Below are 9,691 nucleotides of genomic sequence, written 5' to 3'. Positions count from 1 at the left end.
CCCCTAACTACTCCGTTTTGTGGCGGGCCCACCTGTGTTGTTTTTCACACCCCCCCCCCCCCCGGGGGGGGCCGGCGCCCCCCCGCCCCCCGGCCCGGGCCCCCCCCACGACCGTCTCCCGAGGCGTCCGGCCCGGCTGGGGCCCACCAGTGCGGTGGTTCCACCGATCCGGTGGTTCCACCGGTGCGGGGTCGAACACGGGGTGAAGGATCGGGCCGCGTGGTTTCCGCCGGTGCCGGGGCCGGTATGGAGGCTGTCATCGCCGCCACGACACAGGGGAGAGACCTGCCGATGAGTGCTTCGGAGCGCTACGCACGCGCGTGGGAGGGCTTCTGGGCCGAGAACACGGGCGAGCCGGGTGCGCCCTTCTGGGACGCGGACGCGACGCTGACGGCCGCCCCGCACACCGCACTGCTCGCGGCCCACGCCGACCGCACGCTGCCCGTCGTCGACCTCGGCTGCGGCAACGGCACCCAGACCCGCTACCTGGCCGGGCAGTTCCCGCGCGCGGTGGGCGTCGACCTGTCCGCCTCGGCCGTGGCACACGCCCGCCGGGCGGACCGCGACGCGGTGGCCGAGTTCGAACAGCTCGACCTCACCGACCTGGCGGGGGTGCGGCGACTCGGCGAGGGGCTCGGCGAGGCCAACGTCTACCTGCGGGCGGTCCTCCACCAGAGCGACCCGCCCGCCCGGCCGCCGGTCGCGGCCGCCGTCGCCCTGCTGCTCGGCCGGCGCGGCCGGGGCTTCGTGGTCGAGCCGACCGCCGCCGCCAAAGCAGTGCTCCAGCAGGTCGCCGAACGACCCGGGGGCCCGCCTGAGAAGCTCCGACAGGTCCGCAGACACCAACTGCGCCCGGCCGAAGTCGCCCCGGGGGAACTGCCCGAGCTGCTGCGCGGCGCCGGATTGGAGATCCTCGACCAGGGCGGGACCGACCTCGCGATGAGCGAGCACCACCCGGACGGCACCCGGGTCACGCTGCCGGCCCACTGGTTCGTGGTCGCCGCGGCAGCGGGCGGCCGGCCGGGCGGCTGAGCGCCCGGCCGGCCGCACCTGCGCCGGCCGCGACCCCGGGGACGCCCGGGCGGGGTACCGGGAGGAGACGGCGGGGAGACGGCCGGGGGGAGACGGCCGGGGGACCCGCCGCACCTCCGAGGCCCCCGGCCGCCCCGGCGGGCGCACGCGGCCCGCCCCTCGGCTACCCTCCCCCCTCGTGGACGATCACCCCGAGCCCTCGACCCTGCGCGTCTTCGTGGCACTGGCTCCGCCCGACGACGCCAAGGACGAACTGGCCCGGGCCCTGCAAAGCGCCTACGCCAGGTACCCGCGGCTGCGGTGGAACCGGATCGAGGACTGGCACATCACCCTGGCCTTCCTCGGCGAACTGCCCTCCACGGCAGTGCCGCCGCTGCGGTCGGCGCTGGCCGGTGCGACCGCGTCGCGCCCCGCCCTGCAACTGGGCCTGCGGGGCGGCGGCCACTTCGACCAGCGGCTGCTGTGGAGCGGGATCGACGGGGACCTGGAAGGACTGCACCTGCTCGCCGCCGACGTCCGGGACCTGGTCAGGTCCTGCGGGATCGACTTCAGGGAGCGCCCGCTGCGCCCCCATCTGACCCTGGCGCGGTCGCGCCGTGACGATCCCGCCAGCGTGCCGCAGGCCGCGGCCGGGCTCGCCGGGTTCGTCGGCCGGCCGTGGCGGGCCGAACGCCTCCACCTGGTCGGCAGCAACATCGGCCGTGGCCCCGGGCCGATCCGCTATCGCGACATCGAGGCGTGGCGCTTCGGTGCCGCCGTCCGGGCCGGGGGCGACGGCGCCCCCACCGAGCCGTAGCCGGCAGGCCGGGCGCCCGGCAGCAGGACACCCCGGCCCTGCTGCACGACACCCCGGCCCCGCAGCATGACACCCCCGCCCCGCCCGCAGCAGCCGCCGCCCCGGACCGCGGCCGGTAGCCGCGTTCCGGGCCCGGGGGCGGTCGGCCGGGGGCGGTCAGGGGGTGGTCGTGCCGGGCCAGGCGCCCTGGGCGGAGAGGCCGAGGACCAGCGCGGCGATGTTCCACGCGTCGTCCTCGCCCCGGTGGTGGCGACCCTCCAGCGGCAGTCCGGCGATGCGCAGGGCCTCGGCCATCCCGGGGCGCTTGCGCAGCCCGTGGGCCTCGGTGAAGACCGCCTTGGCGTTGGTGTGGCGGCCGCCGAACGGGTACGGGGTACCGGTGCTGCGGCACTGGCGGGTGAACTGGTGGCGGTCGTAGTCGCCCCAGCTGGCCCACGGGCGCGCCCCGGCCCGGTGTTCGGCGGCCAGCAGCCGGCAGGCCTGCGCGAAGCCGGGGCCGGTGTCCACCTCGGCCTGGGTCAGGCCGGTGAGCCCGGTGCAGAAGGGGCTGACGGTGGAGCGCGCGGGCCGTACCAGGATGCGGTGGCGCCCGACCCGCTCACCCGTGCCGAGGTCGACGACGGTCAGGCCGATCTCGATGATCTCGCTGACCTGGCCGGGCGGCGGCAGGCCGTCCCAGCAGGTCGCCTCGACATCGACGACGTTGAGCAATCCCTCGGCGGGCGTTCCCCCGGTGCTGTCCATGCCGCCGAGGGTAGGGAGGCGACCGCCCGCCGGTCACCCGATTTCCCTGCGCTCCCCTCGCCCCCCTCGCCTTCCCCCACGCGCCCGCAGGCCGTCGGCATCCCGCCGCGTTCCCCCGGCCCTCGCCCGGGCGTGGAACGGCGCGCGGTCGACGAAGATCATTCCGCGTCCTATGCTGTCGCGATGTCCGACACCACGCCCCCTACCCTGCTCTTCGTCATCGGCCCTGCTGCGGTCGGCAAGATGACGGTGGGCGGCGCCATAGCAGAGCGCACGGGGTTCAAGCTCTTCCACAACCACCTGACCATCGAGCCGCTGCTGCGACTGTTCCCCTACGAGTCGCCCCAGTTCCAGCGCCTCAACCACGCCTTCCGCGAGCAGATCTTCGCCGAGGCCGCCGCGAGCGACCTGCCCGGGCTGGTGTTCACCCTCGTCTGGGACTTCGACGATCCGGAGGACGCCGCACTCGTCGAGCGTTACTCCGCCCCGTTCCGTGAGCGCGGTTCGCGCGTGCTGTTCCTGGAGCTGTCCGCCGACCAGAGCGTCCGGCTGGAACGCAACGCCGGCGAGTCCCGCCTGGCGGAGAAGGCCTCCAAGAGGGACCTTGAATGGTCCAACGGAAACCTGGTCGGCATGGACGCGAAGTACCGCCTGAACTCGGTCGACGACTTCGCCCATCTCCCCGGGGCGCACCTTCTGATCGACAACACCCACCTCGGACCCGACGAGGTTGCCGAGCGGGCCGTGGAACACTTCGCGCTCCGGCCTGCCTCCTGACCGCCGGCACCCGGGGTCGCGGCGACGCACGCACGCATGCACGTACGCCCGCCGCGCCGGTCCCCGCCCGCCCGCCCGCCGCGCCGGGCGCGCACGTCGCCGTCCGGGAGGGGACCGGCGGACGGCCCGGTGCCCGTCTGAAGGGCGCCCGCTGCCGTCCGGAGTGACCATGGCCTCATGAACGGCCTTGAGCCGCTGTTCGAGGACGATGCGATCGCCGAGCCGAGGAGTGGCCCGTGACCGAGCAGGTGCTGGCGAGCTGGAACGAGGGCCCGGCCAGGCAGGCGGTCCTGGACTACGTCCGCGGGGCGACGACGCCCGGGGCGGCGTTCGTCGAGCCGGCCGACCGGATCGCCACGTTCGACAACGACGGCACGCTGTGGGTCGAGCAGCCGCTGCCACCCCAGTTCGACTTCGTGTTCCGGATCTGGGAGGAGGAGGTGAAGGCCGACCCCTCGCTCGCGGCGCGGCAGCCGTACAAGGCGCTCGTGCAGCGGGACCAGGGGTTCTTCGAGGGCGTGGCGACGCAGGATCCCGAGGTGGTGGCGACCCTGCTGGAGGCGTTCGCCCGGTCGTGGGCGGGCACGACGCCCGAGGAGTTCGACGCGCAGGTGCGGGAGTGGACCAGGACGGTGCGGGACCCGCGGTTCGGCGTCCCGTACGTGGAGCTGGTCTACCGGCCGATGCTGGAGCTGTTCGACCTCCTGCGGGGATGCGGGTTCCGGGTGTTCGTCTGTTCGGGCGGCGGCCGCGACTTCATGCGCGTGTTCGCCGAGGACACCTGGGGGATCCCGAAGGAGAACGTCATCGGCTCGGCGGCCGCCTACACCTACACCGACGGCAGGATCGTGCGTTCCCGCGAACTCCTGGGCGGCCTGGACCTGGGGTCGGGCAAGCCCGAGCACATCTTCGCCCACACCGGCCGGCTGCCCGCCTTCGCGGGCGGCAACGCCGACGTCGACATCGAGATGCTCCGCAGCGCCGCGTTCGCACTGCTCGTGCGCCACGACGACGACCGGCGCGAGTATGCCTACACCAAGGGCGCCGAGGCCTCGCTCGCCACGGCCCGGCAGCTCGGCTGGACCGTCGTGAGCATGAAGAGCGACTGGGCGACCCTGTTCTGACCGGGAGGACGCGTGAACGACCTGACCGCCGTCGACGTGCTCGTCAACCCCGACGAGGCGACCCTGCGGCACGCCCACGCCTGGAACGCCCGGATGCGCGGGAGCGTCCCGGACGGCTTCGCCCTGGACGCCTCCCACCAGCCGCACATCACCACCCTCCAGCGCTACGTCCGGACAGCCGACCTGGACGACGTGTACGACGCCGTCCACCGGACCCTGGCCGCGACCGACACGAGTGCCCTGTCCTACCGGGCCGTCGCCATCGGACACGCCGACTGGGGCGTGCCCGGCCAGGGCCTCGCGGGCCTCCTGCTGCGACCCGGCCCGCAGGTCCTCGACTTCCAGGCCGCGCTGCTGGCCGCGATCTCCCCGTTCACCGAGTCCGGCGGCACGGCCGCCGCCTTCGTCACCGACCCGGGTGAGGGCATCAGCCAGAGCACCCTCGACTGGGTCGACGGCTACGTCCCCGCCCAGATCGGGCCCGGCCGGTACACCGCTCACATCACCGTCGGCTTCGCCACCCTCGACGACCTCGGGGCCATCGAGGCCGAGCCGTTCGACGCCTTCACCGTCCGCCCGGCCGCCGTCGCCGTCTACCAGCTCGGAAACAGCGGAGCCGCCCGCAAGCCCCTCAGGACCTGGCCCACCCCGGACTGACCGGGCCGCACCACGGGCGCCGCCCCGGCGTCCCGGCGTCCCGGCGGCCGGGCGTCCCGGCGGCCGGGCGAGGCCGGCGGGAATGCCGGGAATGCTCTGTCCGGGGGGTGGCGCCGTGTGGTGCCGGTGGCGGCGTACCGCCCGGCGTGATACTCGGGTGGTGCTCAACAGCCTCCGTGACCGCGTGCTCCCGGACCATCAGCGAAGGTCCTTGGAGGAGCTGGAGGAGGACCTGGACCTGTCGGTCGGCGACAGGCGGGCGAAGCAGTCCGCGTTCTGGACCATGCTGTTCCTGTCGGCCGTGATCGCGGCCGGCGGGGTGCTGACGGACTCCACGGCCACGGTGATCGGCGCGATGATCATCGCGCCGCTGTCGACCCCGATCATGGGGATCGCGCTGGGTGCGGTGCAGCGACGGCGGTCGACGGCGGCCCTGTTCGTGGCGTTCGGGGGCCTGCTGGTGGTGGCGGTCGGGGCGCTGTTCTCGCTGGTGCTGCCCGCTTCCTACGACCTTCTGTCGGACAGCCAGATCTCCAGCCGCACCTCGCCCGGGCTGATGGACCTGGTGGCCGCGCTGGCCACCGGCTTCGCCGGCGCCGTGGCGCTTGCCCGCAGGGACGTGGCCGCGGTCATGCCGGGCGTGGCGATCGCCATCTCGCTGGTGCCCCCGCTGGTGGTGACCGGTGTGTGCGCCGGGCAGACCGCCTGGTGGCTGGCCCTGGGCTCGTTCGTGCTGTTCGTGTCCAACCTGCTGGCCCTGGTGACCGCGGGCATGGTGGTGTTCGGCGGCCTGGGCTACGCGACGGCCGGCCGTCGGCGCGAGGTGGGTTCCACGCGCAGGACCTACCTGGCGGTCGGCCTGCTGTTCGCCGCCGTCGGCCTGCTGCTGGCGGCGAACACGGCGGCCTCCGTGCTGGTGCAGCTGTGGACCACGCGCGCCACGAACGCCGCCTCGGCGTGGCTGGCCGGGACGCCCGGGGCGTCGGTCGTGAACGTCCAGGCGCAGTCGCGGACCCTCTCCGTCCAGGTGCGCGCGCCGGGGGACCTGCCCCCGATCGAATCCCTCCTCGCCGACCTCCAGGGGCAGGTCCCCGACGGGGTGCCGGTGGTGGTCACGACCACCGCCGGCCGCCGGATCCAGGCCGGGCGGGTCGGCGGCTGACGCGGTCGCGGTCACCTGCCGTGGCCCCTCCGTCCGGCAGGCGGGGCCGCCTGCCGGTGACTCCTGCGCAGCCGCTTCCCGCCGTCCGGCGCCGGCGGCCTGCCGGCCGGCTCCCGGCTTTCTATCTCCCACCTGTGTTGTTCTTAGAATGGCCGGGTGAACGACATCGACGCGATCGCGGTACTGCAGGACCCGGTGCGCCGCCGCCTGTACGAGTACGTGGTGGCCCAGGGGCGTGAGGTCGGCCGCAACGAGGCCGCCGAGGCGGCCGGGGTGGCGCGCACGCTCGCCGCGCACCATCTGGACAGGCTGGCCGAGGCCGGGCTGCTGGAGAGCGGGAGCCGCCGTCTGACGGGCCGTTCGGGGCCGGGGGCGGGCCGCCCCGCCAAGGTGTACACGCGGTCGCCGGCCGAGCGGTCGGTGTCGCTGCCCGCCCGGGACTACCGCACCGCCGCCGAGCTGCTCGCCGAGGCCGCCGAGCAGGCCGGGCTGGACGCGGGGCTCTGCGCGGCCGCGCGCCGGCGGGGCGAGGCCCTGCGCGGTTCGGCAGCGCCCTGCGGCGGCCTCGCGGAGGCCATGGAGGTGCTGGCCGCCCGCGGCTACGAACCCCACCTGGAAGGCGTCGGCGGCGTCGAGGGTGTCGAGGGTGTCGAGGGCGCGGAGGGTGCCCGGGAGGCCGGGGGCGCCGAGGGGCCGGGCGGGCCGGTCGCGCACGTCGTCCGCATGCGCAACTGCCCTTTCCACGCCGTCGCCGAACGCTTCCCGCCGCTCGTGTGCGGCATGAACCTCGCACTGCTGGAGGGGCTGCTCGGCACGGACGGCCCGGTCCGCGCCCGCATGGACGCCCGGCCGGGGGAGTGCTGCGTGGTGGTCGAAGCTTCTAAAAACAATGAACATTGACTTAGAAAGCGGGGGCGTGCTGGGATGAGGCCATGACCGCCGCCACCCACGCCACGCACGCCGCCCACCTCGCCCAGCTCAACGTCGCGACGCTTCGCCACCCCCTCGACGACCCGCGCCTGGCACCGTTCGTCGACATGCTCGACCCGGTCAACGCCGCCGCCGACGACGCGCCCGGCTTCGTGTGGCGACTCGCGGAGGAGGGGGAGGCCGACGCCACCGGCCTGCGCCCGGCGGGAGAGGACGTCATCGTCAACATGTCGGTCTGGGAGACCCAGGAAGCCCTCTGGGACTTCACCTACCGCAGCGGACACCTGGAGGTGGTGCGGCAGCGGCGCGCATGGTTCGAACGCCACATCGAGGCGCACCTGGTGCTCTGGTGGGTCCCCGCAGGCCACCTCCCGACCGTCGGCGAGGCCCTGGAACGGCTGGCGGACCTCCGGGCACACGGACCCTCCCCGCGCGCGTTCACCTTCGCCTCCTCCTACACCGCGGCCGAAGCCGCCCAGCACCTCCCGGCAACGGCGGGGGAGACCGGGGCGTAGGCCGGGGCGTTAGGCCGGGGCCCGGGCCTCCCGGCCGCTCACCCCGCATCCGGGCCGAACCGGCGCCGGTACGCCGACGGGGCCAGACCCGTCGCCCGGCGCATCGACACCCGCAGGTTCGCGGCCGTCCCCAGCCCGCTGTGCCGGGCGACCAGCTCCAACCGCGACTCGCCCCGCTCGATCAGCCGGCACGCCAGCGCCACCCGCTCCCGGGTCAGCCACGCCAACGGGGTCGTGCCCAGCTGCGCCCGGAACCGGCGGTGCAGCGTCGCCGGGCTGACCGCGGCACGCGCGGCCAGCTCCGAGACGGTCAGCGGCGCGTCCAGTCGCTCCTGCGCCCAGGCCAGCAACGGCGCCAGGGACTCGTCCGGGACGGCGGGCACCGGCCGCTCGATGAACTGCCGCTGCCCGCCGTCGCGGTGCGCGGCGAAGACCAGCCGCCGGCTGACCGCGTTGGCGACCTCCGCGCCGTGGTCGCGGCGCACGACGTGCAGCCCGAGGTCGAGCGCGGCCGCGCTGCCTGCGGCGGTGAGGATGTCGCCGTCGTCGACGAACAGCACGTTCTCCTCCAGGCGCACCGCCGGGAAGCGCGCCCGGAAGGCGTCCGCCCACTGCCAGTGCGCGGTGGCCCGCCGGCCGTCGAGGACCCCGGCCTCGGCGAGCGTGAACGCGCCGCTGCAGAAGCCCACCAGCCGGGCGCCGCGCGCGTGCGCCCGCCGGACGGCGTCGAGCACGGCGGGACGGCGCGGCACCTCGACGTCGGGCCGGTTCGGGACGATCAGGGTGTCGGCGTCGTCGGCCGCCTCCAGGTCCGCGACGCCGGTCAGCGTGAAGAAGCCGTCCCGCATCGCCGTCCGCGGCCGCGGCGAGCAGAGCCGGAAGTCGTACAGGTCCCGGCCGAGCTCGGGCCGGCGCAGGCCGAACACCTCGGTGGCGCAGCCGAGCTCGAACGGGTTGGAGTTCTCGTCCACGATCACGACGACCCGGTGGAGGCGCTCCCGGGCGGGCGGCTGAGAGGAATCATGCGGCATGTGCGATTCCTAGCACTCGTCCCGGTCGTGCCGCCGCACCAGGATGGGGCCATGGACGACACGAGCACCGCGAACCGCGAACCCGTCTCCCTCGACGAGGCCCTGGCCTCCTTCGACACCCTCTGGAGCCCCCGCATCGTCACCCGCGTCAACGACTACGACGTACGCGTCGCCAAGGTCGGGGGCGAGCACCTGTGGCACGCCCACGACGACACCGACGAGTTCTTCCTCGTGCTCGACGGCGAGCTGTTCATCTCCCTGCGCGAACCGGACGGCGAGCGCACCGTCCGCCTCCCGCGCGGCGCCGTCTTCACCGTCCCCCGCGGCACCGAGCACAAGCCCCACGCCCCCGCCGGCGCCGCGATCCTGATGTTCGAGCCCACCGGTACCCCCACCGTCGGCGACCGCCACGACCCCGTCCCCGCCCACGTCGACGCCACCACCGGCCACCCCCTCACCCCCTGAGGCCGCGGCGCCGCCCCCGGCCCGCTCGCCGTCCGCACCGCCCCCTGTGGAGCCGGCGTCGCGCGTCCCTGCACGCGGCGCCGCTCCGGGTGCGCCTTCTCCGCGTCGCGGTCCTCCTCGTGGGTGGCGGTCTCCGCCCCGAGCGGCGTCCGCCTCACTCCATTGCAACGACTCCGGTAGCTGTCGTTGCGTTAGATTTGATCCCAGTGCAACGATTTCATCGCTCTGAGCTGCACTGATGCTGCTATCGCGCAACGAACGTGTTGTCAGAAAATGGAAAGCAACGTAGCTTTTCCGTTGTCAGAAACACGGAGTGCAAGCGCGATCGCAGGAGAGAAACCATGCAGAAGTTCGACACCCCCACCCCCGTCGCCGCGGTCCTGGACATCCCGGCGGGCCTGATCCGCCTGGTCGCCGCCGAGCGGGGCGACACCGTGGTGGAAGTCCTGGCGAAGGAC

The 9,691-nt window shown here is 74.4% G+C and carries 11 protein-coding genes; 9 read left to right on the top strand and 2 right to left on the bottom strand.

Annotated elements, in window-relative coordinates; all coding sequences use genetic code 11:
* Positions 1-291 precede the first annotated feature (291 nt).
* Entirely contained in the window at positions 292-1,032 is a 741-nt protein-coding gene (locus tag ACFC1F_RS28485; RefSeq protein WP_376162506.1) for a class I SAM-dependent methyltransferase, read from the top strand.
* A 178-nt stretch (positions 1,033-1,210) separates the two neighbouring features.
* Positions 1,211-1,828 (top strand): RNA 2',3'-cyclic phosphodiesterase, encoded by a 618-nt coding sequence (gene thpR, locus ACFC1F_RS28480; protein ID WP_209412688.1) that lies wholly within the window; start codon positions 1,211-1,213, stop codon positions 1,826-1,828.
* Positions 1,829-1,984: 156 nt separating this feature from the next.
* On the opposite strand, the gene ACFC1F_RS28475 is transcribed toward thpR, so the two are convergent.
* Positions 1,985-2,572 carry an exonuclease domain-containing protein gene (locus tag ACFC1F_RS28475; protein WP_376162504.1) on the bottom strand — a complete coding sequence of 196 codons (588 nt, stop codon included), beginning with the start codon at positions 2,570-2,572 and terminating at the stop codon, positions 1,985-1,987.
* Between the two features lie 183 nt (positions 2,573-2,755).
* Between ACFC1F_RS28475 and ACFC1F_RS28470 the strand changes: the two genes are divergently transcribed.
* The 6 genes from ACFC1F_RS28470 to ACFC1F_RS28445 all read left to right on the top strand — a co-directional run bounded on the left by ACFC1F_RS28470 (position 2,756) and on the right by ACFC1F_RS28445 (position 7,737).
* Complete coding sequence (locus ACFC1F_RS28470) at positions 2,756-3,349, top strand: hypothetical protein (RefSeq protein WP_209412690.1); 594 nt, start codon at positions 2,756-2,758, stop codon at positions 3,347-3,349.
* Positions 3,350-3,585: 236 nt separating this feature from the next.
* On the top strand, positions 3,586-4,473 hold the full coding sequence (locus ACFC1F_RS28465) for an HAD family hydrolase (RefSeq protein WP_376162502.1): 888 nt from the start codon (positions 3,586-3,588) through the stop codon (positions 4,471-4,473).
* 12 nt (positions 4,474-4,485) lie between these two features.
* Positions 4,486-5,130, top strand: a complete 645-nt coding sequence (locus ACFC1F_RS28460) for a hypothetical protein (RefSeq protein ID WP_376162500.1) — start codon at positions 4,486-4,488, stop codon at positions 5,128-5,130.
* Positions 5,131-5,290: 160 nt separating this feature from the next.
* On the top strand, positions 5,291-6,292 hold the full coding sequence (locus ACFC1F_RS28455; RefSeq protein WP_376162498.1) for a DUF389 domain-containing protein: 1,002 nt from the start codon (positions 5,291-5,293) through the stop codon (positions 6,290-6,292).
* A 156-nt stretch (positions 6,293-6,448) separates the two neighbouring features.
* Complete coding sequence (locus ACFC1F_RS28450) at positions 6,449-7,192, top strand: helix-turn-helix transcriptional regulator (RefSeq protein WP_376162496.1); 744 nt, start codon at positions 6,449-6,451, stop codon at positions 7,190-7,192.
* A gap of 32 nt (positions 7,193-7,224) precedes the next feature.
* Positions 7,225-7,737, top strand: a complete 513-nt coding sequence (locus tag ACFC1F_RS28445) for a DUF3291 domain-containing protein (RefSeq protein WP_376162494.1) — start codon at positions 7,225-7,227, stop codon at positions 7,735-7,737.
* Between the two features lie 38 nt (positions 7,738-7,775).
* On the opposite strand, the gene ACFC1F_RS28440 is transcribed toward ACFC1F_RS28445, so the two are convergent.
* Positions 7,776-8,768, bottom strand: a complete 993-nt coding sequence (locus ACFC1F_RS28440) for a GlxA family transcriptional regulator (RefSeq protein ID WP_209412696.1) — start codon at positions 8,766-8,768, stop codon at positions 7,776-7,778.
* 51 nt (positions 8,769-8,819) lie between these two features.
* On the opposite strand from ACFC1F_RS28440, the gene ACFC1F_RS28435 reads away from it, so the two are divergent.
* A complete protein-coding gene (locus ACFC1F_RS28435) occupies positions 8,820-9,233 on the top strand; it encodes a cupin domain-containing protein (RefSeq protein ID WP_209412697.1) in 414 nt (137 codons plus the stop codon).
* Positions 9,234-9,691: the final 458 nt, after the last annotated feature.

It is taken from the genome of Kitasatospora sp. NPDC056181 (genome assembly GCF_042266225.1).
Taxonomy (GTDB): domain Bacteria; phylum Actinomycetota; class Actinomycetes; order Streptomycetales; family Streptomycetaceae; genus Kitasatospora.
Note: the sequence above shows the minus strand (reverse complement) of the source record. Positions and strands in the feature narration are given on the sequence as shown.

What these genes read in the sequence shown, in the direction of transcription:
- ACFC1F_RS28485 (WP_376162506.1), top strand. Translation starts at nt 292, where the DNA reads ATGAGTGCTTCGGAGCGCTACGCACGCGCGTGGGAGGGCTTCTGGGCC.
- ACFC1F_RS28445 (WP_376162494.1), top strand. Translation starts at nt 7,225, where the DNA reads ATGACCGCCGCCACCCACGCCACGCACGCCGCCCACCTCGCCCAGCTC.
- ACFC1F_RS28435 (WP_209412697.1), top strand. Translation starts at nt 8,820, where the DNA reads ATGGACGACACGAGCACCGCGAACCGCGAACCCGTCTCCCTCGACGAG.
- ACFC1F_RS28440 (WP_209412696.1), bottom strand. Translation starts at nt 8,768, where the DNA reads ATGCCGCATGATTCCTCTCAGCCGCCCGCCCGGGAGCGCCTCCACCGG.
- ACFC1F_RS28475 (WP_376162504.1), bottom strand. Translation starts at nt 2,572, where the DNA reads ATGGACAGCACCGGGGGAACGCCCGCCGAGGGATTGCTCAACGTCGTC.
- ACFC1F_RS28470 (WP_209412690.1), top strand. Translation starts at nt 2,756, where the DNA reads ATGTCCGACACCACGCCCCCTACCCTGCTCTTCGTCATCGGCCCTGCT.